The 23,454-nt window shown below is 53.7% G+C and carries 28 protein-coding genes; 17 read left to right on the forward strand and 11 right to left on the reverse strand.

All coding sequences use genetic code 11. From position 1 onward, the window contains the following. Positions 1–59: 59 nt before the first annotated feature. From AC0YNX_RS21505 to AC0YNX_RS21515, 3 genes are read left to right on the forward strand one after another with little or no spacing between them, the layout of a single operon-like run. Entirely contained in the window at positions 60–1,037 is a 978-nt protein-coding gene (locus tag AC0YNX_RS21505) for an ABC transporter ATP-binding protein (protein WP_475817762.1), read from the forward strand. Then, entirely contained in the window at positions 1,034–1,840 is an 807-nt protein-coding gene (locus AC0YNX_RS21510; protein WP_475817763.1) for an ABC transporter permease, read from the forward strand. The genes AC0YNX_RS21505 and AC0YNX_RS21510 overlap by 4 nt, the downstream gene beginning before the upstream one ends. A gap of 9 nt (positions 1,841–1,849) precedes the next feature. Further along, a complete protein-coding gene (locus tag AC0YNX_RS21515; protein ID WP_475817764.1) occupies positions 1,850–2,635 on the forward strand; it encodes an ABC transporter permease in 786 nt (261 codons plus the stop codon). A 553-nt stretch (positions 2,636–3,188) separates the two neighbouring features. Here the strand turns inward: AC0YNX_RS21515 and AC0YNX_RS21520 are convergent. Then, complete coding sequence (locus tag AC0YNX_RS21520) at positions 3,189–3,932, reverse strand: MOSC domain-containing protein (protein ID WP_475817765.1); 744 nt, start codon at positions 3,930–3,932, stop codon at positions 3,189–3,191. A 144-nt stretch (positions 3,933–4,076) separates the two neighbouring features. Between AC0YNX_RS21520 and AC0YNX_RS21525 the strand changes: the two genes are divergently transcribed. Both AC0YNX_RS21525 and AC0YNX_RS21530 read left to right on the forward strand, forming a co-directional pair. Beyond that, positions 4,077–4,526 (forward strand): hypothetical protein, encoded by a 450-nt coding sequence (locus AC0YNX_RS21525; RefSeq protein WP_475817766.1) that lies wholly within the window; start codon positions 4,077–4,079, stop codon positions 4,524–4,526. A 5-nt stretch (positions 4,527–4,531) separates the two neighbouring features. Further along, complete coding sequence (locus tag AC0YNX_RS21530) at positions 4,532–5,152, forward strand: TetR/AcrR family transcriptional regulator (RefSeq protein ID WP_475817767.1); 621 nt, start codon at positions 4,532–4,534, stop codon at positions 5,150–5,152. 57 nt (positions 5,153–5,209) lie between these two features. Here AC0YNX_RS21530 and AC0YNX_RS21535 read toward each other — a convergent pair whose 3' ends face one another. Continuing rightward, the gene (locus AC0YNX_RS21535) at positions 5,210–5,566 is read right to left on the reverse strand and encodes a YmaF family protein (RefSeq protein WP_475817768.1); all 357 of its coding nucleotides are present in this window, start codon (positions 5,564–5,566) and stop codon (positions 5,210–5,212) included. A gap of 125 nt (positions 5,567–5,691) precedes the next feature. Next, positions 5,692–5,829, reverse strand: a complete 138-nt coding sequence (locus tag AC0YNX_RS21540) for a hypothetical protein (RefSeq protein WP_475817769.1) — start codon at positions 5,827–5,829, stop codon at positions 5,692–5,694. Positions 5,830–5,998: 169 nt separating this feature from the next. On the opposite strand from AC0YNX_RS21540, the gene AC0YNX_RS21545 reads away from it, so the two are divergent. The 4 genes from AC0YNX_RS21545 (at position 5,999) to AC0YNX_RS21560 (ending at position 9,966) form a co-directional block, all read left to right on the forward strand. Then, entirely contained in the window at positions 5,999–7,501 is a 1,503-nt protein-coding gene (locus AC0YNX_RS21545) for an alpha-N-arabinofuranosidase (RefSeq protein WP_475817770.1), read from the forward strand. Further along, a complete protein-coding gene (locus AC0YNX_RS21550) occupies positions 7,501–7,788 on the forward strand; it encodes a DUF6171 family protein (protein ID WP_475817771.1) in 288 nt (95 codons plus the stop codon). The genes AC0YNX_RS21545 and AC0YNX_RS21550 overlap by 1 nt, the downstream gene beginning before the upstream one ends. Before the next feature lie 201 nt (positions 7,789–7,989). Further along, a complete protein-coding gene (locus AC0YNX_RS21555; RefSeq protein ID WP_475817772.1) occupies positions 7,990–8,943 on the forward strand; it encodes a glycoside hydrolase family protein in 954 nt (317 codons plus the stop codon). A 174-nt stretch (positions 8,944–9,117) separates the two neighbouring features. Next, entirely contained in the window at positions 9,118–9,966 is an 849-nt protein-coding gene (locus AC0YNX_RS21560; protein ID WP_475817773.1) for a protein phosphatase 2C domain-containing protein, read from the forward strand. A gap of 8 nt (positions 9,967–9,974) precedes the next feature. Here AC0YNX_RS21560 and AC0YNX_RS21565 read toward each other — a convergent pair whose 3' ends face one another. Continuing rightward, positions 9,975–10,850 (reverse strand): SDR family oxidoreductase, encoded by an 876-nt coding sequence (locus tag AC0YNX_RS21565; RefSeq protein ID WP_475817774.1) that lies wholly within the window; start codon positions 10,848–10,850, stop codon positions 9,975–9,977. Between the two features lie 136 nt (positions 10,851–10,986). Between AC0YNX_RS21565 and AC0YNX_RS21570 the strand changes: the two genes are divergently transcribed. The 5 genes from AC0YNX_RS21570 (at position 10,987) to AC0YNX_RS21590 (ending at position 16,109) form a co-directional block, all read left to right on the forward strand. Next, the gene (locus tag AC0YNX_RS21570) at positions 10,987–11,619 is read left to right on the forward strand and encodes a phosphatase PAP2 family protein (RefSeq protein ID WP_475817775.1); all 633 of its coding nucleotides are present in this window, start codon (positions 10,987–10,989) and stop codon (positions 11,617–11,619) included. 97 nt (positions 11,620–11,716) lie between these two features. Continuing rightward, on the forward strand, positions 11,717–12,925 hold the full coding sequence (locus AC0YNX_RS21575) for a stalk domain-containing protein (protein WP_475817776.1): 1,209 nt from the start codon (positions 11,717–11,719) through the stop codon (positions 12,923–12,925). Positions 12,926–13,013: 88 nt separating this feature from the next. Beyond that, on the forward strand, positions 13,014–14,192 hold the full coding sequence (locus tag AC0YNX_RS21580) for a glycerate kinase (protein ID WP_475817777.1): 1,179 nt from the start codon (positions 13,014–13,016) through the stop codon (positions 14,190–14,192). 92 nt (positions 14,193–14,284) lie between these two features. Beyond that, positions 14,285–14,866, forward strand: coding sequence for an RNA polymerase sigma factor (locus AC0YNX_RS21585; RefSeq protein ID WP_475817778.1), 582 nt, complete (start codon positions 14,285–14,287; stop codon positions 14,864–14,866). Positions 14,867–15,086: 220 nt separating this feature from the next. Beyond that, the gene (locus AC0YNX_RS21590; protein WP_475817779.1) at positions 15,087–16,109 is read left to right on the forward strand and encodes an HD-GYP domain-containing protein; all 1,023 of its coding nucleotides are present in this window, start codon (positions 15,087–15,089) and stop codon (positions 16,107–16,109) included. Positions 16,110–16,183: 74 nt separating this feature from the next. On the opposite strand, the gene AC0YNX_RS21595 is transcribed toward AC0YNX_RS21590, so the two are convergent. Then, entirely contained in the window at positions 16,184–16,516 is a 333-nt protein-coding gene (locus AC0YNX_RS21595) for a winged helix-turn-helix transcriptional regulator (RefSeq protein ID WP_475817780.1), read from the reverse strand. 157 nt (positions 16,517–16,673) lie between these two features. Between AC0YNX_RS21595 and AC0YNX_RS21600 the strand changes: the two genes are divergently transcribed. After that, positions 16,674–17,612, forward strand: coding sequence for an aldo/keto reductase family protein (locus AC0YNX_RS21600; protein WP_475817781.1), 939 nt, complete (start codon positions 16,674–16,676; stop codon positions 17,610–17,612). A gap of 112 nt (positions 17,613–17,724) precedes the next feature. Here AC0YNX_RS21600 and ligD read toward each other — a convergent pair whose 3' ends face one another. From ligD to ku, 3 genes are read right to left on the reverse strand one after another with little or no spacing between them, the layout of a single operon-like run. Continuing rightward, positions 17,725–18,627 carry a non-homologous end-joining DNA ligase gene (ligD, locus tag AC0YNX_RS21605; RefSeq protein ID WP_475817782.1) on the reverse strand — a complete coding sequence of 301 codons (903 nt, stop codon included), beginning with the start codon at positions 18,625–18,627 and terminating at the stop codon, positions 17,725–17,727. After that, positions 18,624–19,664: an ATP-dependent DNA ligase gene (locus tag AC0YNX_RS21610; RefSeq protein ID WP_475817783.1), complete on the reverse strand. Its 1,041-nt coding sequence runs from the start codon at positions 19,662–19,664 to the stop codon at positions 18,624–18,626. The genes ligD and AC0YNX_RS21610 overlap by 4 nt, the downstream gene beginning before the upstream one ends. Continuing rightward, entirely contained in the window at positions 19,665–20,609 is a 945-nt protein-coding gene (gene ku, locus AC0YNX_RS21615; RefSeq protein WP_475817784.1) for a non-homologous end joining protein Ku, read from the reverse strand. A gap of 129 nt (positions 20,610–20,738) precedes the next feature. Between ku and AC0YNX_RS21620 the strand changes: the two genes are divergently transcribed. Next, positions 20,739–20,903 carry a hypothetical protein gene (locus AC0YNX_RS21620; RefSeq protein WP_475817785.1) on the forward strand — a complete coding sequence of 55 codons (165 nt, stop codon included), beginning with the start codon at positions 20,739–20,741 and terminating at the stop codon, positions 20,901–20,903. A gap of 6 nt (positions 20,904–20,909) precedes the next feature. Continuing rightward, positions 20,910–21,098, forward strand: a complete 189-nt coding sequence (locus tag AC0YNX_RS21625) for an H-type small acid-soluble spore protein (RefSeq protein WP_475817786.1) — start codon at positions 20,910–20,912, stop codon at positions 21,096–21,098. Between the two features lie 111 nt (positions 21,099–21,209). Here AC0YNX_RS21625 and AC0YNX_RS21630 read toward each other — a convergent pair whose 3' ends face one another. The 3 genes from AC0YNX_RS21630 to AC0YNX_RS21640 are packed head-to-tail and all read right to left on the reverse strand — an operon-like array spanning position 21,210 to position 22,814. Beyond that, positions 21,210–21,746: a chromate transporter gene (locus AC0YNX_RS21630; protein ID WP_475817787.1), complete on the reverse strand. Its 537-nt coding sequence runs from the start codon at positions 21,744–21,746 to the stop codon at positions 21,210–21,212. An 11-nt stretch (positions 21,747–21,757) separates the two neighbouring features. Further along, complete coding sequence (locus AC0YNX_RS21635) at positions 21,758–22,363, reverse strand: chromate transporter (protein WP_475817788.1); 606 nt, start codon at positions 22,361–22,363, stop codon at positions 21,758–21,760. 1 nt (position 22,364) lies between these two features. Further along, positions 22,365–22,814 carry an Lrp/AsnC family transcriptional regulator gene (locus AC0YNX_RS21640; RefSeq protein WP_475817789.1) on the reverse strand — a complete coding sequence of 150 codons (450 nt, stop codon included), beginning with the start codon at positions 22,812–22,814 and terminating at the stop codon, positions 22,365–22,367. Positions 22,815–23,454: the final 640 nt, after the last annotated feature.

Genomic DNA, 23,454 nt, shown 5'->3' on the forward strand with positions numbered 1-23,454 from the left:
ATGCTATTCTCTTCTCCCTGTCATTTTCTAAAATTATGTAAATATGGAGGTACAGGAAATTGATAACCGTAGAAGGCATCAGCAAAACCTTCCTGGTCGCAAAGCGCGAGCCGGGTATTAAGCATGCGGTCAAATCGCTGTTTCATCGCGAGTACACAGCTGTGGAAGCGCTTCAGGACATTTCGTTCTCGATTGCGCCGGGCGAAATCGTCGGTTACATCGGCCCGAATGGCGCGGGCAAATCGACCACGATCAAAGTGATGAGCGGCATCCTCGTCCCGGATCGCGGCATCTGCAAGATCAAGGGATATACCCCTTGGCTTGATCGCGTCCAGTACGTGAAGCACATCGGTGTCGTCTTCGGGCAGCGCTCACAGCTATGGTGGGACGTTCCCGTGATCGAATCCTTCGAGCTGCTGCGCGACATCTACAACGTTCCGCAGGCGGAGTACAAGAAGACGTTGACCTTGCTCGTCGAAACGCTGGATCTCAGCAGCCTTCTGTACACGCCGGTTCGGCAGCTTAGCCTCGGTCAGCGGATGCGCTGCGAAATCGCCGCCTCGCTGCTGCACAGTCCGAGCATTCTGTTCCTCGATGAGCCAACGATCGGCCTCGATGCGGTATCGAAGATTGCGGTGCGCCACTTTATTAAGGAGATTAACAAAGAGCGAGGCGTCACGGTCATTCTGACCACGCACGACATGAACGACATTGAAGCGCTGGCGGATCGCATCCTGCTCATTGGCAAAGGCACGCTTCTCTACGATGGCAGCGTTGCCGGACTAAGAAGCCGGTTCGGCACGCGAAGGACGATTACGGCGGATTATCACGAGAACTCGAAGCCGCTCGAGATTCCAGGCGCATCGCTGTTATCTTGGACGCCGGAGCGGGCGATCATTAGCGTCGATACGGAGCAGGTGATGATCTCCGAAGCGATCACAAGCCTCTCTTCACAGGTCGAGCTGCTCGATGTCACCATTGATACGCAGCCGATTGAGGACATCATCGTGCAGATGTATAAGGAATACGAGATATGATGAGAGCGTATCTGTCCGTATTCAGGCTGCGCATCAGCATGGGGCTTCAATATCGCGCGGCGGCTCTGGCTGGCATTGCGACACAGTTTTTCTTCGGCTTTATGTTTATTATGATTTTTGAGGCGTTCTACGCGCATTCCGTTTCGAATCCCCCTATGACGCTGACTGCAGTGATCACCTACACCTGGCTCAAGCAAGCTTTTCTCGTGTTTATCATGCTTTGGCTCAGGGATAATGAATTGTTTGGACTCATCACAAGCGGCAACATTGCTTACGAATTGTGCAGACCGAGCGAGATTTACGGCCTCTGGTACGCCAAGCTCCTCGCGACGCGATTGTCGAGCGCATTGCTTCGCTGCTTCCCTTTACTCCTTGTTACCTTATTTCTACCGAGACCCTATCGGCTCGAGCTGCCTACTGATGTGCTCACCTTTGTGCTCTTCATTGCGGTGCTCCTTGTCGGGCTACTAATGGTCGTTGCTATCTCCATGCTGATCTACATATCTGTCTTCGTGACGATGTCGCCAGGCGGATCGCTGCTCTTGTTCAGTATCTTCGGCGAGTTTCTCGCGGGGCTCATCATTCCTGTACCGCTCATGCCGGGCTGGATGCAGAATATCGTCTACATGCTTCCGTTTCACTGGACCGCAGATTTCCCATTCCGTGTATTCACAGGCGATCTGTCCAAGAGTGAGGCGTTGACGGGGCTCGCGGCGCAATTGGCTTGGCTGGTAGGATTGGTTGCGCTCGGCAAAATTTTAATGAACAAAGCGCTGCGGCGTGTCGTTGTGCAGGGAGGATGAGGTGCGAGGATGAAGCTATATTTCAAATACATGCTGATGCTGCTGCGCTCAGAGATGCAGTACCGCGGCTCTTTTCTGCTGCTCACGTTCGGCCAGTGCTTAACGCCGTTTACATCATTCGCAGGCGTCTACTTTATGTTCGAACGGTTCGGGGAGCTAAAAGGTTGGAGCTTCTACGAGGTGGTGCTCTGTTTCGCGGTGACGCAGATGGCGTTCTCGTTCACCGAATGTTTTGCTAGGGGATTCGATGTCTTCTCGAGCCTCGTCGTGAGCGGCAACTTCGACCGGCTGCTCGTTCGCCCGCGCAGCACGGTCGTTCAGGTGTTCGGCTCCCGGTTCGAGTTCGCCCGTATCGGGCGGCTCTTGCTGAGCGCTGGCGTATTGGTGTGGGCTGCCAGTCATATAGACGCGAGTTGGACAGCGTTGAAGGTAATGGCTCTCGTGCTCATGGTGCTGAGCGGAATCGTAATCTTCACGGGCATCTTCATACTTGCCGCGTCGGTTAGCTTCTGGACCGTGCAGGGTCTTGAAGTCGCCAACATCTTCACGGACGGCGGCCGGGAGATGATTCAGTACCCACTGAACATATATCACAAGTGGGTGAAGCGGTTCTTCACCTTCATCATCCCGTTCGGCTGCGTCAACTACTTGCCGCTGCTGTACATCCTCGGACGCGACGGCGCCGCGGATCACCCGATGTACGCGTTGCTGCCGCTAATCGGCATCGCATTCCTCGCGCCATGCTTGCTCGTCTGGCGCATCGGCGTGCGGCATTACCGCTCAACGGGTTCTTGAGTTGAGCGGGGATTGGTGCTGAGAGAACACATATGTTCTCTCGGAGCGGGAAAGTCGGCGAAATGGAAGGTGAGAGCACGTATATGTGCTCTCGTGAGAGAAATCGGTGGTTTTAGGGGACTTTGTGGTGCTGAGAGAACACATATGTTCTCTCGGAGCGGGAAAGTCGGCAAATGGAAGGTGAGAGCACGTATATGTGCTCTCGAGCAAAAAGCCGCTCTCAATGCGTGCGAGTGGCAGAATACCGCGGGTTCGCTCGCTGAGAGAGGGAAAACACGCTCTCAGCAGGGAATAGTCCGGAAGTTAGTGTGTGAGAGAGGAAAAAGCCGCTCTCAATGCGCGAGAGCGGCAGAATACCGCGGGTTCGCTCGCTGAGAGAGGGAAAACCCGCTCTTAGCAGGCAAAGGTACGGAAGTTAGTGTGTGAGAGAGGAAAATGCCGCTCTCGGTGAGTGAGAGCGGCAGAATTTCCCGGGTTCATTGACTGAGAGAGGCAAAACCCGCTCTCAGCAGCCAAAAGTGTAGAAGTTAGTGTGAAAGAAACCGCCCCCTTCTTAAACCAAGTAAACCCCATCCCCAACCTTCACATACCCCGGCTTCACTACCGATGCATAAACGCCGAAGCTTAAATTCAGTTCCTCGTTCACTTTGCGCAGCAGCGACGGATCGCGATCGAGCGTCTCGGGGTCAATCGTGATCATCGAACAGCGCTCGCAATATTCATCGACCTGCAGCTCAGCGGTGCCAACGGTCAGTCGTTTGCCGAGCCAGCTGCCCTCGTCACCGTCTTCATCTTCAAGCGTTACGAGCAGATTCGCACGGAAGCGAAGCGGATCGAGCGGCTTGCCCCACAAGGCTTCGAGCTTTCGCACCGACTTATCGGTTACGATGAGAATGCTCGATGCATCTACAGCGAGCAGCTCCGGCGAGGAAGGTTTATGTTCGAGCAGGGAGAGCTCCGGCTGGGCAAACTGCTGGATTTCCTGCAGCAGCTCCTCATTCCACTGCAGCTGCCGGCCATCGGGGGCAGTAATCGCAAGTGGCGGGAACTTGTCCGCTCCCAAGGTATGCTCCTCCGCATCTTCGCCGAACGAAGCTTGATAACTTAACAACTTAGAGGCATTTCGTGCCGTGAAATACCGATCCCAGCCTTCCTTCGTCTCATCAATAAACGCATAGGAGCGGTCGCCGTATATGCCGTAGCTGTCAATTCGACTGCTCTGCAGAACCTCTCCTGCCATGGATTTTACCGGATAACGGCGAATGGTTGTAAGGGTGCCAATTGTTGAGTTAGACATGCATAAGCCTCTTTTCGTCAAATAAAATCAGATGGTTCTATTATACGCATTTATCCATCTTGACTGCCAAATTTCTCCGTGTTAATGTTTGATCGAGCAATCAATAAATTATTTGATCAACCAATCATTGAGGGGGGAGTCCGGATGAACGACACCAAGCTGAACGAACAAACACCGAAGTGGCTGCTCACGCTCGCACCTTTTCTAAGCGCTCTTCTCGGAGCATGCGCACTCTGGTACACCTGGGAGAAATATCACGAGATCGTCGATCCGCCAAGCTTCGAGTGGTATGGATGGATTCGCCCAGCACTCATTACACTACTCGGCATGCTCTGCCTGCTCTCGACCATATTGTTCATCGCTGGCAAGTCAGCAGCTGGCTATACGCTTTTTGTGGGAAGCATCTCTGCCATTCCACTCATCCTATTCGCGAATCTCATCGTCCTGCTCGTGCGCGTTGTTATTGGCCTGTTCGAAGGGGAAGCAGGGGAAATCTTCTCCCAACTATTCGCAACACCATTCAACAAGGCGCTCCTTGTCGTCGCCATGATCTTCACAGTAAGATCCGTACTGCAAATTCTTAAAAAGAGGTAGCGCACATGAAGGATGCCAGCAAGGAGGGCAAGCAATCGTTCATCGCAGAAGCGCGGCGTGAGCAAATCGTCGAGGCAGCAATCAAGACGCTGGACGAGATCGGCTACGTAAGCGCAAGCTTGTCGCAAATTGCGAAGCGGGCGGGTATTAGTACGGCTCTTATTTCGTATCATTTTGCCGACAAGAATGATCTGATGAACGACTTGATAATGAGGCTGCTGGAGCAGTCGTCCTCCTATATTCTGGAGCGGGTCGGCAAAGTGGGCACGTCGCGGGAGAAGCTGAGGCTGTTCATTGAAGCGAGTCTGGCTTACCAGGGAGCGCATCCGGCACGGAATGCTGCGCTGCTCGAGATCGTTGCTCACGGGCGGCGGACACAGGATCATGTCCCTCATTATAGGAAAAGCAATGAGGATCCCGTCGTTACTGAGCTGAAGCGGATATTAAGCGATGGCCAGCAGAGCGGTGAGTTCGGCACATTTCAAGTCGATGTGATGGCGAGCGTCATTCAAGGCGCCATTAGCGAGTGCATGTCGTACACGGGCATCACGAAGCGGGTCGGCCTGGAGACTTATGCAAATGAGCTCGTGAATATTGTAAGCAAGGCCGTCCGCACGGACACGTAGTCCCAATGAAATAAAGGTACAGTATCGCTCGCAAGGAGCGGACTGTACCTTTTTGTTTTAGGTGAGAGGCGAATCGATTAACGTGGAAAAATTGAACTGATGCACATGGCCGTCAACCCGCGTCGTTCTGCCGGATACGAAATGAACATGCTTGCCTTTGCCAACCTGAATCGCTGGACCTGTCGTAATTTTTTTCAACTGATGGAAGTGATCGAAGAAGTCCGTATTCGAAATATCAATCTCGTGCACATGATTGTTGCCGACTCGAATCGCTTGGCCGGTAACGCCTGCAAACCGATGATTATGGCGATCATTACCCTCTTCCGCCAGCTTCGTGCTGCCTTCGAATTCATGGTCATGCCTTTGCCTGCGGCAGAGAGTAGTAGGCTTGAAGGTACGCTGTTTCTTTTGCATGCAGTTTTTCCTCCTTTTGGTAAATGAGGTTAACTTCTCCACATGCTATTAAGGTGAACGCGGTGTTGTGCTGGGCAAATGGCGGGATAGGCTTGCTAATCATCCTCTAAGGTAGAGTGTTTCTTTCACATCGCGTAATTGATCGCCCAGCGGCTATCAATGTCCAGGTATAGAAGGACGAATAGCAAAATAAGACCAACGAGCAGCAGCGCATAGTGGATCGTTAACAAGGAAATTCGGGATCGCCGGTTTCTTGGCTTCATGATAGGTGTATCGCCCGTTTCTAGTCCTTTTTCTAAACAGTCTTTCCAATAAAAGCGTTGAAAAGTAGAACGGTCTGTAGTTTAATGTACTTATAAGTAGCTATTTTATTTATTAATTAATATTTATATTAATTCAATATTATAATCTAAAAGGAGATGCACATCCTACATGTCAAACCGCGTCGTCATTCATACCGATCGTTCAACTGGCAGCATCAACCGCAATATCTACGGGCACTTCGCCGAGCACTTGGGCCGCTGTATCTATGAAGGCATCTGGGTTGGAGAGGACTCCAGCATCCCGAATACGAGAGGTATCCGCAATGATGTGCTGGAAGCGCTGCGCGGGCTGCAGATTCCGGTGCTGCGCTGGCCGGGAGGCTGCTTCGCCGATGAATATCACTGGAAGGACGGCATCGGTCCAAGGGAAACACGCAAGCGGATGATTAATACGCACTGGGGCGGCGTGGTGGAGAACAATCATTTTGGCACGCATGAGTTTCTGATGCTGTGCGAGCTGCTTGGCTGCGAGCCTTATATAAATGGCAATGTCGGCAGCGGCACGGTTCAAGAGATGCAGGAATGGGTTGAATATATGACGTTTGACGGCGAGTCGCCGATGTCGTCCGAGCGTACGGCTAATGGCCGGGAAGAGCCTTGGAAGGTCAGCTACTTTGGCGTCGGCAACGAGAATTGGGGTTGCGGCGGCAATATGCGGCCAGAATATTATGCGGACCTCTATCGCCGGTACCAGACGTATGTGCGCAACTACGGCGACAATAAGATCTTCCGAATCGCATGTGGAGCGAATGACTTCAACTATGAGTGGACCGAGGTGCTCATGCGCGAAGCGGCGCGGTACATGGATGGATTAACTCTTCATTATTATACAGTTCCGCATACGTGGGCGGAGAAAGGGTCTGCGACGGACTTCGAGACAAGCGAATGGTTCTTGACGCTTCGCAAGGCGCTTGTGATGGATGAGCTCGTGGCCAAACATAAGACGATCATGGACAAATACGATCCGCAGAAGCGAGTCAGCCTTATCGTCGACGAGTGGGGAACGTGGTATGATGTCGAACCGGGCACGAATCCGGGCTTCCTCTATCAGCAGAATACGATGCGGGATGCGCTTGTCGCAGCCGCGACCTTGCATATCTTCCAGAAGCATCATGACCGAGTGCGGATGGCGAATATTGCGCAGACGGTCAACGTACTGCAATCGGTCGTTCTGACGGAAGGCGCACGCATGACGGTTACGCCGACTTATCACGTCTTCGAGATGTTCAAAGTGCATCAGGATGCGGAGGCGCTTGATGTCGATCATCGCCCTGCGTCGTATACGCAAGGCGGCGAATCCATCCCGCAGACGAGCGTTTCCGCGACGCGCGATCAACAGGGACGCATCCATGTCAGCTTGTGCAATCTTAGCCACGACGAAGAAGCGGTCGTGACGATTGAGCTTCGCGGGCTTGCGGATGCGGCGAATGGCGCGGCCAAGCTTCCTCTTAGCGGCCGATTGCTGCAAGGCGATGCCATCCATTCGCATAACACCGTGGAGCAGCCGCAGCAAGTACAGCCAGTCGAACTGACGGGCATCGCGGTGAGTGCGGACGGTCGCATTCAAGTGACGCTGCCGCCGGCGTCGGTTGCTGTGCTTCAGGCAGGATAATGATGCCAGCAATCAGCGCTGGCGCTGAGCCAAGAGAGGGCTGCAAGGGCTGCAGCGCCTCCGTGCACGTGACGGATGAGCAGCTCGAACGCGTCCTGCGCAAGCTGGCGCTGCATCCGGAAAGCTGCGTCAGCGATGCGAAGTACGAGGCGCGGCTTGGAAGCTGCGAAGCATGTCCATCGCTCCAATATGCCACAACTTGCGCCCATTGCGGCTGCTTCGTCCAAGTGAGGGCGAAGATGGCGGCGAAGGATTGCCCGCATCCGAGCGGCTCGATGTGGGCGTGAAGCCAAGTGATGAACGTTCCATTTCTTTTTTGGAATAATCGAGCTAACGAGCGGGGAAATCGTTTATAATGAAGCGAATTCCGAAGGTGCAGAGATTGTGCTAGGTTTCCTTCAGCATAATGGTCCTCTAATTGATGTAAGCAGCAGCTCGCCATTTTCGGAACGATATTGTCATTCATCCTACATATAAGGGGCAAGGACATGAGTACAAGATTGTGGAATCTCTTTACGAACGACTATCGGCAAAACTGCCTTCGTTGGAGCCATTCGGCGAATAATCCGGTTATTCCGGCTAGCGGAGAGACATGGAAGAGCATTTGGGTCGCAAATCCCGATTTTCTGGAATTTAAGGGCAAGCAGCTGCTCTATTACCGCGGAAACGGCATTCAGCCGGGAACGGACGGCAAGCGCCATGACCGTCTCGCTGTCGCGGAAGTCATTCAATTAACGGCAGATAATATTGAGATTCAGGATTTGAACGGCGGCGAGCCTATCGTGGACGCAGGCGCGCCTGGAGAATTCGATAGCACGGACGTGCTGGACCCGGCATCGGTCGTGTGGCAGGACCAAGTGTTCCTCTATTACTCTGCGGTTGGCGATGGCCCGGATTCGGTGGGGCTTGCGATCAGCAGCGACGGCGAGCATTTTACAAAGTACGGCAAAATTATGGATGGACGTGCGCCTGAGGTCATTGTGAAGGATGGCAAAGTCTATATGATTTATCAGATGTTCAGCGACAACGGCTATCGGCTGCATCTGGCAAGCTCGGAGGACGGCATTCATTTCACGCCTGTGTCGGATGAACCGATCTTCCAAGACCGCACGGGTGGATGGGACAGCCTATCGATTGTAACGGTCAGATTGATGCAGGATGAGGAATATTACTACATGATTTACGGGGCTAGTGCGTACTTGGCCGATGAGCCAGACTTCTTCGGCTTGGCGCGTTCCCACGACTTGCTGAACTGGGAGTCGCATCCCGGCAACCCGATCTTCGGCTGCGGGGCTAAGGGGTCAGAGGATGGCGGCGCAATCTGGTTCCCTGCTATTGCAGAGACGGAGGAACACTTCGTCATGATCTATGAGGGCAGCCGCGGCAAGTATACGTGGGATCTCTCCTCGCAGATCTGCCTTTCCTCGATTCGTAAAGGGTAGTTAGCGACATCAAATATAAAGGCCCGAACCTGCGCTCTCAAGTAACATTGCGCGATTCGGGCTTTTTCTCGCCGTGAATAGACGAGTGGATTGGATTTGCCTTCGTTTCTTGTCTATCATAAGCTTAAACGAGAATCAGGAACAATACGTCGACTGGAGGGGCAATTAACGAAGATGAAACCAACAACAATTACGCAGCGCGGAGTGAGTGCATGGAATGAAGATGCGCTCATCAGTAACGATTCGCTAGGTATCTATGGCGTCATTGACGGCGCGACCTCGCTTGTTCCTTACACCGGACCAGGCGGAGAAACCGGCGGTTATCTCGCCTCTCAGCTCATAGCTCGAACCTGCAGCGAATCGGTAGATGCTGAGCTCAGCCTCATGGAATTGCTCGGACAGGCGAATGACGCGCTGCGCCAAGCGATGGCGGAAGCCGGAATCGAGGCGCAGCGCAAGGAGGCGGTGTGGAGCGCTTGCTCCGTGCTTGTGAGGCTCGCGCCCAAGTGGATTGACTTTGCACAGACTGGCGATTGCATGCTTGCGGTCTACTATACGGACGGCACGATTCGCATCGTGACGAATGATCAGCTTGCCCATGTCGATGACCGGACGAAGGCGGTCTGGACAGCAGGCATCGAAGCCGGCCTGACGACGCGGGCGGAGCTGTGGGAGCACAGCAAAGCGCAAATCGAAGAAGGCAGAGCGCTTGCGAGTGCGGACGGCGGATATAGCGTCATTAACGGCGATCCGGCGTTCGCCGATTACGCCGAATTCGGCCGTGTTAGCCGCACGAATGTGCAAGCGCTGCTGCTCTTCTCCGACGGCTTGTACATTCCGAAGCCGCCCGGCGAACCGGACAAAGACAGCGCCTCCCAGATCGCTTCGCTCGTTCGCGAGATGGGTCTGACGCGTTACATCGAGTGGCTGACCGCGCTCGAAGAGTCGGACCCGGACTGCATGCAGTTCCCGCGGCTGAAGAAGTCTGACGATAAGACAGCGATTTGGATCGACCTGCCATGAACGCCTAACTATTCATAGAAGCCATGCTTCGCGGCATAGCGGCCCCAATGCGGACTTCTGCCGTCAATATCAATAAAGCCGTACTCGTCCGACAAATCCCATGAAGTGAGGATTTTGCCGCTCTTCTTGGACACCTCAGGATCGGCAGCAAGGCAAGCGACGGCTTGGCCGACGAAAGCAGGCGTCTCCGATTCAATAAAGTGCTCGTCCTGCTGCGTCGCATCTCGCCAATTGGCTTCCGCCACGCCGAAGTGATCGAGCATCGCTTCCGACCGGAGGAAGCCCGGTGTCAGAGCTAAGGCAGTTACCCCATGAGGCTTAAGGTCCGCTGCCATCGCCTCCGCCAGATGGATGACGGAAACTTTGGCAAGGCTGTAATACAAATTGCCGCGGTATCGGTAGTCGAAGCCGTCGGTAATTTCAATAATAAGCCCGGAGCCGCGCGCGATCATGAGCGGCGCCGCGTAATAGCTCGCCATCATATGCGTATGGACGCCGCGCTTCTGTATGAGCAGGCCGTTATGCAGAGAATGCTGCCAGAACGGCTCGCCCCATGCAGTGAGTGGATCGCCGCCCCATATATCATTGACTTGAATATCAAGCCTTCCATCCTGCTCTGCAGCAACACGCTCATACAGCCGACGGATGTCCTCCTCTACGGAGTAATCTGTGCGTACAGCAATGCCCTTGCCGCCGGCAGCGGTGACGAGCTCCGCCGTATCTTCTATTGTCTCGCTGCGGCCCATGTCGGACAAGTTGCCGCGCGTGCTGCGGCCGGTTACATATACAGTTGCGCCCAGCTTGCCGAGGGCGATAGAGATGCCTCGTCCGGCGCCGCGAGTAGCTCCAGCGACGACGGCTACCCGGCCTTCTAATGGTTTCATATTCATATTCATATTCATTGTCATAATGGTTTCATTGCTCCTAACTTGATCCGAAATCTCACTTCATCAGTGTAACCGATGTTCACTGACAGAAACGGTCACGACTATCCAAACTTAAATAAAGGGGTTCATTTCATTGCTTTGGCTCGTCTTCTTCCTTCTCGCTATTGCGGGATTCCAAGTGTTGTCGATGCTCGTAGAGCGCGATCAGCTCTCGCAGTTTGACCTTACAATCATCTCTACCGTTCAAGGGTGGGAGAACGATACGCTAACATCACTCGCGAAGTTTCTATCGATGATCGGTTCGTCCGTGGTGCTTATTCCGGCGCTGCTTGTTCTTTCTATTATTCTGTATATCTATTTGAAGCACCGCAAGGAGCTGGTGCTCTTGCTCGGAGGCATGCTAGGCTCAACCTTGCTCAATCATGTCATTAAGGACATTTACAAACGCGCTCGTCCAGACATTCACCGGCTTGCGGAACAGGCGGGCTACAGCTATCCAAGCGGACATTCGATGGCGGCGTTTACGTTTTATTTTCTCATCACCTACTTGCTCTGGCGGCATATTCACCTTAGAAGATGGCGCATTGCTCTGCTTCTCTTCAGTGCTTGCATGATTATCTGTATCGGCCTTGCCCGCGTCTATCTTGGCGTGCATTATCCGTCGGATGTGCTTGCAGGTTATTGGCTTAGCGGCTGCTGGGTGGCCATGTGCATCCGTCTATTCCGTTTTCGCGCGAGCAGGCAAGTTCATACGGCGCAACAGTAGGGACAAATGCAACATTTGGAGGATTGTAAAAAGCTGTAACTATCTATAAAATAACTCTGTTATAAATCTATTGTTATTTCTGAAAGAGAGGTTTACTATGAAACGCTTAATGGGGATTGTTCTTGCCTTGCTCATCGTCATGACAATGGCAGCTGGCACCGCTTCCGCAGCAACACAGCAGAAAGATATTAAAGTGAAGCTGAACGGGGAATGGGTTATTTTCCCGGCGCCGCCAGTTCTGTTAAACGACAAAACTTACGTAGAATTCCGTACGTTGTTCACGAAGCTCGGTTACTCGATCGACTACAACGCTGCGACGAAGACAATCAAAGCAAAGTCGGAGGTACGCAGCATTCAAATGCAGCCAACGGGTACGACTGCGCTTGTTGACGGCAAGAAGGTGCCTGTGAACGGCGAGATGAAGCTGATTAGCGGCCGCACGATGGTTGGCGTTCGTTTCATCGCTACATTGTCGGACAAGACAGTGAGCTGGGATGGCACGAAGAAGCTCGTGACGATTGTCGATAAAGGGCCAACTGCTGCGCAGAAGGCGGAAGTCGTTGCTGTATTGAACCAATTGGTTGTAGCTGAGGACAAGCAGGATGCAGATGCATTTATGGCACTTATTCATTCGGCAGCACCGTACGGCAAAGAGATTAACGAAGCGATTCGCGATCAGTTCTCGCGGATGCATACGAAGACGGAATATGACGAGATGACGTTTGAATCATACTCGGCGGCGGAAGCGGTCGTGTCGACGTTGGAGCATACGTACAAAGTAAGCGGCGACAACAGCTTCTACCCAAGCATGCAGAGCGAAATCGTCTATACGCTTCGCAAAGATAATGGCAAATGGGCGGTTTACGATATCGAGCAGATGTCTAGCGAAATTAATGATGTCGACGCGCTTTGGAAGCAAGAAGTGACCGTAGAAGATGCGGACAAAGCTGCGATCGACGCAGTGTTGGACGCGCAAACGGCAGCTACGAACGCGAAGGATATCACTGCGTACGCTGCAACGCTCGTACCTGGCGCTGAAGGCTTCCAGGATGAGGTGGATTCTACTAAAGAAGTGTTCGACGATCCAGATACAGAAGTGAAAATGACGCTCGAGCGCAGTGCGGTTGTGGAAATGTACGAAACGGAAGCGCTGGTGCTTGTGTCGTTCAAGATAGATTACACGATGGATGGCGAATTTACGCCTGTTCGTTCCTTGTATGTCTTCCATACGAAGAAGCAAGAGGATGGCAAATGGCTGCTTATGCCAGGTCCTGAAGAGCTGAGCACGGAGTTCCTTGACTCGTAGTGCAAGATAGAAGTCCTGCCTGATCTCCCTCTAAGGGAGCGGGCAGGGCTTTTTTTTATAGGTGGATGTGGCGCGGCTTGGCGTTATAATGAAGGTATCAACCTTACATGGCATGAAAGGGGCGATTGGCCGGATGAAGATCGTCATTGCACCGGATTCGTTTAAAGGCTCCGCGTCAGCGCGTGAATTATGTGCCGCTATTGCAAGGGGCATCCGCAGCATAACGCCGAAAGCGGAGCTTGTGGAGCTGCCGCTCGCGGACGGTGGAGAGGGCATTATGGATAATCTTGTCCATGCGACGAGAGGCAGCCGGGTAGAGACGGTCGTGTCCGACCCGCTGGGCAGAAGCATTACGGCGCATTATGGCGTGCTTGGCGACGGCATCACTGCGGTCATTGAGATGGCGCAAGCTTCCGGCCTGCCGCTGCTTCAGCCGGAGGAACGGCAGCCTCTCCTCACCTCGACGCGCGGCACTGGGGAGCTAATCAAGCATGCGCTGGATCACGGGTACCGCAAGTTCATCGTCGGCCTCGGCGGCAGCGCGACGAATGACGGCGGTGCCGGAATGTTGCAGGCGCTCGGCTTGCAGCTGCAGGACGCGGCGGGGCATCCGCTCGCAGAGGGCGGCGGAGCGCTCTCGCGGCTCGCGAAGCTCGATGACGCCGCACTCGATCCGCGCCTAGCGGAAGCGCAGTTCACGATCGCCTGCGATGTGACGAACACGCTATGCGGCCTTGAAGGCGCGTCGGCGGTGTTCGGCCCGCAGAAAGGCGCGACGCCGGAGAATGTCGCGCTGCTCGATGCGGGCCTGCGCCGCTTGGCAGAACAGATTCAGACGCTTCGCGGCATCGATGTGCTCGGCGTCGCTGGCGGCGGCGCAGCCGGAGGAATGGGTGCCGGCATGCTCGGCTTTATGAATGCGTCGATTCGTCCCGGCATCGACGTTGTGATGGAGTCATCCGGCTTCGCGGAGGCAGTGAAGGATGCGGACTTCATCATTACAGGCGAAGGGAAGCTCGATGAGCAGACGTTGTCGGGCAAAGTCGCGGCAGGCGTATGCCGGGCTGCGCGGCCGCTGGAGATTCCGGTTATTATCCTATGCGGCACGAAGAGCTTGTCTGGCGAAGCGCTGCGCCAGCTCGGGAAGGTGAGCGCCTTCTCCATAGTGCCAGGCCCTTGCAGCCTTGAGGATGCTATGGCTCAGACGCTGGACTTTACCGAAGCCTGTGCGGCACAGCTATTCGGTTTATTAGAAAATTCCTTCTAAATCTTAAGCTTATTTTCATCTCATGTTCATAATAGGCTGTTAGACTAAGGTCAATAACGAACATGAACGTAAAGTAAGGAGGGATTAGAAGCATGGCACCGTGGACCGAGTTTGAAGAAGACGTGAAGCCGCATCTGCCCCACGTGCGGGCTTATTGCTACTATTTGACCGCATCGAAATGGGAGTCGGAGGATCTATTGCAGGAGACGCTTCTTCGGGCATTTAAGCACTACCGGGATACAGGCAAGCTTCGCCATCCGCGCTCCTTATTGAACAAGATCGCACGCAATTTGCACATCGATGCGCATCGCAGGCGGCGCGGAATCATCGTTCCGATCGACGAGGCGCTGTTGCAGCCTCATTATGATCCGAACTATGCTTCCGTGCGCGGCACGCTGGAATGGGTAACCGAGCATCTGTCCGAACGAGAGATGGAGATGCTGCTGCTTGCCGAGGTGTTCGACTACACGTATCAAGACATTGCGGAAGAGTTGAATTGCTCGGTTCCCGCCGTGAAGATGGTGCTTCACCGCTCCAAGCTGACTCTTCGGGGCCGCGCTCGCGCGCAGGAAACAGGCATTAAGCGCAAACGCGCGGCAAGGCGCAAGCTGTCGCCGCCGATGCCCTATACAGTCGACCGCTGGACGACTGCGCTAATGACGGGAGAGCTTTAACCTCCAACTGAATAGCTTACCAATCAAAAGACAGTGGCCTCCGCTGCCTTTTTTTGTATAATTCGGCATAAAACCTAACACGAATATAGTTCTTTTGTCTCATTTTGTAATCTGTAAATCAATACCATGGGACATTAGCTACATAGGCATGGTACATTATTAGTAATACAAGATTTACCTCCTCGGGAGAGAGAATACATATGGTCGTTGGAGGCGCTGAATGCAACATTTTATTGGAAAAACATTAAAACATGACGTCGTCAATCATTTTGGCGTTACGATCCTTCCGGCAGGCAGCGTGCTTCTGGAAGAGCATTTGGCGCTGCTAGAGAAGCATAACATCGACAATGTCTCCATATTATTCGATCTGGTTGACCTTGAGCGGAATTCATCGCAATCGGTGACGGCTCGCGCAGCAGTTGGACAAGTGATGAATCGTGCCAAAGCGATGTATGACACCATTCAGCAATCAGGCCAAGTGCCGATGAATGAGCTTGAGAATGACATCATTCCAGCGGTCAAGAGCGTTGCTGGGCATCCGAATATCTTCGAATTATTCGAAGCGGTCAAGGCGCAAGGGGATTATACCTATCAGCATAATATCGGCGTTGGCATTCTCTCAACAATGATCGGCAAGTGGCTGCAATTAAGCGAAGTTGATTTGACAGCGCTTACTCTTGGAGCTACGCTGGCTGATATCGGCAAGGTCAAGATCCCGTCGGAGATTATTAATAAACCAGGCAAGCTGACTGAAGAAGAGTTCGAGCTTGTGAAGAAACATACCGTTCTTGGCTACGATATCCTGAAGAAGACCGAAGGGATCAGCTACCGTTCGGCGCTTATCGCGCTGCAGCATCATGAACGGGAAGACGGCGGGGGCTATCCGCTTGGATTGCCTTCTGACAAAATTGATCTATTCAGCAAGATCGTAGCGGTTGCGGATATTTTCCATGCGATGTCATCAGAGCGTCCGTACAAGAAGGCGCTGCCGTTCTATGAAGTTGTCCGCGAGCTGCGCGAAGGCTATTTCGGCAAGCTTGATCCGCGTATCGTCGCTGTCTTCCTGGAGAATATAACGACGAAAATGATCGGCCAGAAGGTCGTGCTCACGGATGACCGCGAAGGGGAAATCGTTTATATTAATCCGCATGATGAAGAAGCTCCGCTTGTTAAAGTAGGCGAGGACTTCGTTGACCTGTCTTGTGAGCGTAAGCTGCAAATTAAACGGATTATCGGACTATAGCAATGTAAAAAGAGCAAGTGAAGGACGGCACATCAGGTGGCGCGCTCTTCACTTGCTCTTTTTTTTTTTTGCGTTTAGGTCCACTTCGCGGCCCACAGCTTCATTTCATGCAGAATTTGGTGAAGATCGATGCCCTTCGGCGTTAATGAATATTCAACCGTAACCGGAACGGTCGGGAACACATGCCGCTCCAGCACGCCTTGGCTCTCGAGATGTCGCAGTGTGCTTGTCAGTGCTCGCGGACTCACCGAAGGAATCAGCCGCTGCAGCTCGCCGAAGCGGCGCTTCTCGCCGAACAGCTCTCGCAGCACGAGGAATGCCCATTTGCCGCCGATGACGTCAAGGGTCTTCTCGATATTGCACTCGATGAAAGCAGGCACTTTCGGGATATAATTATTGGTAGTCATTGACTCCATCCTTTCTGAGAAGCTAGTAACAAGAAGTATAGTATATATAATTAGTATAATATATTGATGTTTTTTTCACTACTTTAAATTTTATACTAATGAAAGTAGAATAGGTTTTGCGCGGGTTTCGCGTAAATGGATTCAGGAGGGATATTGGATGAATTACAGAAAACTTGGTGGTAGCGGGCTTAAAGTAAGTGAGATCAGCCTTGGAAGCTGGCTTACATATGGCGGTTATGTTGAACGTGAGAATGCGGTGAAAGCGATTGAAACCGCCTATGATCTCGGCGTTAATTTCTTCGATACAGCCAATGTGTACGAGCGCGGCGCGGCAGAGGTGCTGCTCGGCGAAGCGATCAAGGCGTATCCGCGTGAATCGTATGTTCTCGCAACCAAAGCGTTCTGGCCGATGGGCGATGGCCCGAATGACCGCGGCCTCTCCCGCAAGCATGTCATCGAGCAAGCGAACGCGAGCTTGAAGCGGCTTAACACGGACTATGTCGATATTTTCTATTGCCACCGTTACGATCAAGAAACTCCGCTGCATGAGACGCTTCGTGCAATCGACGATCTGATTCGTTCAGGCAAAGTTCTATATGCCGGCGTTAGCGAGTGGACGGCATCACAAATGGCAGACGCGCTTGCGACTGCAGACCGTTATCTGCTTGACCGCATCGTTGTGAGCCAGCCGGTTTACAACATGTTTGAGCGTTACATCGAGAAGGAAGTCATTCCGTACGGAGAGAAGAACGGCATTGGACAAGTCGTATTCTCGCCGCTTGCGCAAGGCCTTCTGACTGGAAAATATACTTCCGTATCTGCGATTCCAGAGGGCAGCCGTGCAGCGAAGCTCGATTGGGTGCGCAAAGGCATCACCGAGGAGAAAATCGCGAAGGTCGGCGCGTTGTCCGCGATTGCGAAGGAGCTGGAGATCACGACTGGCCAGCTGGCGATTGCGTGGATTCTGCGCCAGTCGAACGTCGCAAGCGCGCTTGTGGGCGCAAGCCGTCCGGAGCAGGTCGTGGAGAACGTGAACGCATCCGGCATCAAGTTGTCGGAAGATGTGTTGACGCGTATCGAAGCGATTTTGGGATAGTAGTAGAAGAAGAAAACCGGACCCTCGCGGGTCCGGTTTTTGTGTGTTTGTGTTTGCGCGGTGGCACTCCGCTCTCGGAAATTCAGGACCTCCACGCAACTCTATTTGCCCTCTACCGATTCTTCCCGCCAATAAACTGCAAAATCGACCGAAGCGACTGAGGAGCAACTTTGTCCAGCAGATCGCCTTCTTGCAAGAGTCTCTCTTCGATGTTCAGCAAATGGTAGTCCGTAATCGAGACACCGCGGCGCACTTCGTCCCAATAGAGCGGTGTGGAGACGCTGGCAGCACGGCGCGCGCGAGGGGAGTAGGGAGCGATGATTGTTTTGCCGCTGTAATGCTGCAAGTAGTCGATATAGATCAGATCGCCGCGGTTCTTCTTGAGCCGCTCAATCGTAAACAGCTGCGGATGCTTGTCCGACAAATAGTTGCCGACGAACTCCCCGATGACGCGTAATTCATCGAAGGTCAGCTCGGGAACAAGCGGTACGATAACCTGCACGCCGGTTGCGCCAGACGTCTTCGGCGTCGATTCAATCCCTAGCGAGCGAAGCAAATCCCCAACGAGCAGCGTGGCTTCCATAATGCGCGGCTCCTCGGTTAGCGTTGGATCGAGATCGAGAATCCACTCGGTCGGATAGGCGGGATTGCTGATGCGATCGAACGAAGCGTGGTATTCGATACAGGCCAGGTTACCGAGCCACAGCAGCACCGGAAGCGACGTCAGCTTCACATACGAGATACTCTCATGCTCTACCGTTTCGACGAAAGGAGGAGCTGGCGTCGGGCAGTTCTTCTGGTAGAAAGACTTGCCATCCACGCCATCGGGAAACCGAATCGTCGTCAGCATCCGGTCCTGGCAGTGCTTGATCAACCAAGGAGCGAGTGCAGCCAGCCGCTGCAAAAAAATCGCCTTCGTAATCCCCTTCTCCGGGAAGAGAAGCTTCTCGGGATTGCTGATAGTCAACTCCTGTCCTTCGACGACGATCGTTCCTTTAACCGAACGGGCGCTCATGAGAGCGGCTCCTTCGGCAAGAAAGTAACGAGCTTCGGATGGCGCAGCTGCCCGGCGGAAGTGAATTCTAGCCCGGTCACACGGCATTTGAACGGTAGCGATAACCACTGGATTTCTTCTTTACGCAAATCTTCGGGCATAACCGGAAAAGGGCAGGCGACAACTGCGAGCTGCGAGCCCTGTGGACGAAATGTCGATGCAATTACACGCCGAAGCGCATCGTTCAGCCCGAGCGATACGCTGCCGAGATAGCTGCTTTCATGCTCCATAATGAGGCTCGCCACAATGCCGTTTCGCCACTTCAGCCCCACAATATCGACATCGAGCACGATAGCGATCTTCTTCTTCAGCCAGTCGCGATGCTTCTTGTCTTCCCGATAAGGACTGCTGAGCCGCTTGCTCACGACACCTTCCCAGCTGTTCGTCTGCACCCACTCCCACAGTGCTGTTCCGTCCTTGAACAGCTCCGTCACGAACATGCGTGGATCATCAGCAGGGCAGAGCTCCATCAGCTTGCGATGCCGCTCCTCATAGGGCAGCTGCCGCAGGTCGCCGCTCTCATCCGCGAGCAAATCGAACAGCACATAGACAAGTCCGCCGTTCAGCGGCGCTCTCGCATCCGTATCTGTGGCAGGTTGAAGCAGAGAGGACCGTGAACGTTCTCTCTTCAGGACATGCTGGAAGTTCGGCCTTACGCCGTCAAACCAGACGACTTCGCCATCGAGCAGGCAGGGACCGAGCTTCTTAGCCTTAGACTCCAGCAGCGACACGATCTCCGGGTAGATGCTATTCTTCAAATACAGCTTCCGCGAAAAGATCTCCACATTCCCGTATCCATCCAAACGAGCAAGCATCCGAACGCCGTCCCACTTGAGCTGGTAGCCCCAATCGCTCCCGATAGGCAGCTCGTCGTCCGAGATCGGAGCCATCGGCTCATTCGGAAGAGCGAGCGGCTGCAATGCGCCGCCGCTGCTCAAATTTGCCGCTAACGCAGAAGCTTCATCTGCCCACGGCTGCTCCTGATTGTGCGCTGACATCTAGGACACCGTTTCCTTCTTCGCTGTCTTACGAGCGCGGGGTGTTTTTACTTTGGCGACGACTTCGGATCCTGAAGCGCTGCCGGCTTCCGAAACTGCGGCAGGAGCTGGCTCGGCAGAAGCAGCCGGCGGCTTGCTGGCTGCACCTGTATCCACGCCGCCTGGTGCGGTTGGCGGCAGCTTCACGGCCTCAAGGCTCGCTTGCAGCGCAGCCATGAGATCAAGCACATTCGTGCGTTGCTGCTCAGGCGCAACACTTACGTCTTCACCGGCGATTTTGTGCTGAATGAGATCCATCAGACGAGCGCGATAATCATCGGTATATTTTGCCGGCTCAAAAGGAGTCGACAGCTGCTCGATCAGCATCCGCGCCATCATCAGCTCTTTCTCATTGACGTTTACCGTCTCAGGCAGTCCGGGCACTTGGTCGACAGAGCGAATTTCGTCGGGATAGAAGATCGTCTCCATCGCCAAGCAGTCGTCGATAATGCGAATCGCCGCGAGCGAGCTCTTGGAGCGTATCGACACTTTCGCAATGCCAATACGGCTGGATTGCCGCATCGCTTCCATCAGCAGATTGTACGCATTGCCGCCTGCCTGATCGGGGGAGAGGTAGTAGGTCTTCTGAAAATAGATCGGGTCGATCTCCTCCAGCGCGACAAAATCCAGGATCGTAATCGTCTTCGTCGCATCGCTCGACAGAGACTCTAGCTCGTCCTTCTCAAGCAGGACGTAGCGGCCCTTCTCATACTCGTAACCTTTCACAATATCGTCCCACTCGACATCGACGTCGCAGGTCGGACATTTGCGGATGTAGCTAATATTGCTCCCGCAATCGCGGTGGATCATTTTGAGCGAAATATCTTTATCCTCGGTAGCTGAAAACATTTTGACAGGCACATGAACGAGCCCGAAACTAATGGCCCCTTTCCAAACCGTGTGCATCTTATTTCCCCCTCACCCTGTAATTGAACGATAGTATCAGTGTTCCCTCAAATGCATGAAAGTAAGCCGGAACGGGCATATTTTTGGTTAGCACGAACCAAGATCATCATCTGAAGGAGGCAACCTGAGATGGCCGATACGGCTAACGACAAATCACATGAAGGCCGCGAAGATTATTTTATGGACATTGACCGGATGGTGAATGAAGGATTAGGCGGCGGGCAAGTGACCTTGAACAACGGGTTAATTGCTGAATCCACCACGGATACAATGGAGCAAGAAGCGAGGGAATAGCGAACAATGGATACAAAGCGTGCAATGCAAATTTACAGCTCGAAAGATACATTCTCCGTTCAACTGAGCGGGGAGCCGGTCTGGATCGAAAATGTGGATGAAGTGAATGGGATGGCAACCGTGCAGGTTGGCTCCGATCCGCTGAATACACAGACGGTCTCGTGCGATCGGCTGAAAGAGGAAGGCGAAGAGTAGCTTAGAGTAGAGGAGCGCCCTTAGCTTCGGATAACCGAGGCTTGGGGCGCTCTTTGTTGTGCGGCGATCAGAATGGCGGAGGAAGCGAGAGTACAGAAGCCTAGTCGGCGATTAGATTAATGGGAGGATTAGTCCTCCGTATACGAATGCCGCTACGATGACGAGTGCGGGATGGATTCGGCGGATTTGCATCGCCCAGAAGGCGATGGCGGCAATAATTAACCCTTGCCAGATGCCGATGTCATGGACCGATGTCCTGCCCATCTGCCAGGTGAGCAGCACCATCATAATGGCGATGACGGGCTGCACGAGCAGCGTCATGCCTTTGACGATAGGCGATGAGCGGTGCTTCTTCAGCACCTTCAGCAGGATGATGAGCGCGATTGCGGATGGAACGATCGTCGCGATCAGCGCTGCGGCAATACCAACCCAGCCGGCGGCTTCGTAGCCGACATAGGTCGCAATCTTCGTTGCAATCGGACCCGGTAGCGCGTTGCCGAGCGCAAGAATGTTCGAGAATTCCGCATCGTCCGTCCAATGATAGTGAGTCACAATCTCTTGATACATAAGCGGGATCGAGGATGGACCGCCGCCATAGCCGAGCACGTTGGCGATGAAGAAGCCAAATATTAGTTTGAGCCATTCCATTTAGGCGAGCCTCATTTCTGCGCCGAATCTTCGGTTGGTTTGGTACGCTGCAGGCGGCTGAGCAGCTTGAAATGCATCGCGCCGTACGCGAGGAACAGCACGATCACAATCGCGGGATGGACGCCGAGCAGCTGGAGCAACGCGAAGGATATGAGCAGCATGATGATGCCAAGCTTCCGTCCGAGTCCCTTCACGGCGCGCTCGCCGAATTCGTACGCCATGACGCCGAGCATAACGGCGATGACCGGTGCGACGGCGCTGATCATCCCGCGGACGATGGCGGAGTGGCTCAAGTAGTTCACCGCGGACAACAGCGACAGCATCGCGATGGACGAAGGCAGGATGTGGGCGAGCACCGAGAGCATTGCGCCGAGTGCGCCCTTGAGCCGGTAGCCCAGATAGGCTGCGAGCTTCGTCGCGATAGGGCCAGGCAGTGCGTTGGCGAGGGCGAGAATCTCGCCAAATTCCTCATCCGCCAGCCAGCGGTGCTTCGTCACCGCTTCGTAGCGGATGAGCGGGATAATCGACGGCCCGCCTCCGTAGCCGAGAATGCCGGTCTTCATCATGGCCCAGCAGAGCTGAGTGTAGGTTCTTAAGGTTGGAGCGGTGGTGGTCATGTTATAACCTCATTCCCATGCGGCTTTTGTACCGTGTAATTAGCACTTGGCTGTCGACGCTCGTGACGCCTTCGAGCTTATAAAGCGTTCCGACGAGGAATGCTTCCATCTCCTGATTATTCGCAAACAGCGCGTGCATATGCAGCTTGCTCGGGCCGGACATATGATACAAGCTCGTTACGACCGGCTCATCGGCGAGCCGGTTTGCGACCTCGTAGAGGTAGCGCGGCTCCACCTCGACGTTGAAGAACGCCGACACATTGATGCCAAGCTTCTCCGGATTGACCACGGCGGAGAAGCGCTCGATGACGCCATTCTCCATGAGCGAGGCGACGCGTGCCTGCACAGCAACGCGGGATAACTCGACCTCCTTCGCGAGGTCAGTGTAGGACATGCGTCCGTCCTTGTTCAGGAGACGGATGATCTGGCGGTCTATATCGTCAATTGGCATGTTGTTGGCTCCTTATGTATGCGAATAGTAAGTGTATGCGTATATATTATTTCGATATGTTTAAAAGTAACCTATTTTGGCGGCGGGGGCAATAGGGAGTTGGGAGAAGGTGAGCGCATGAGTGGATGACGGCTGGGAGCGGGAAAAACCTCTCTCGGCGGCAGGAATGGCGGAAATCGTGTGCGAGAGAGGGGAAAGCTGCTCTCGGCACAGGCGGTGGGGTGAAAATGGCGGGAGATGCTTGTTGAGAGCGGGAAAACCTTCTCTCGGAGGCGGAAATGGCGGGAAATCGTGTGTGAGAGGGGGGAAAGCCGCTCTCGGCGTAGGGGCAGAGTGGAAAAGGTGATGGTCCGAGCGATGGTGGTTGCTGATCCAGAATGTTTGATTGGTGAGAGAACATATAGGTTCTCTCACCATGAGCGTCGCGCTGGGACGAAGGAGAAAGTCGCGAAATCCGACTCTCAAAAGTGAAACGGGCGAGGGATGAGCGCTAGAGATGGGAAAGCGACTTTCGGTTGCTGGAGCTGGTGAGTGGGGGCCGAATAGTTGAATGAGAGTCGGGTAAAACGAATGCATCAAAATATCGAAAGATGACGATTGGAAGATGTAAATATTTAAAAGATGAAGATAACACGGCTTT

Source organism: Paenibacillus sp. J31R98, assembly GCF_056269245.1.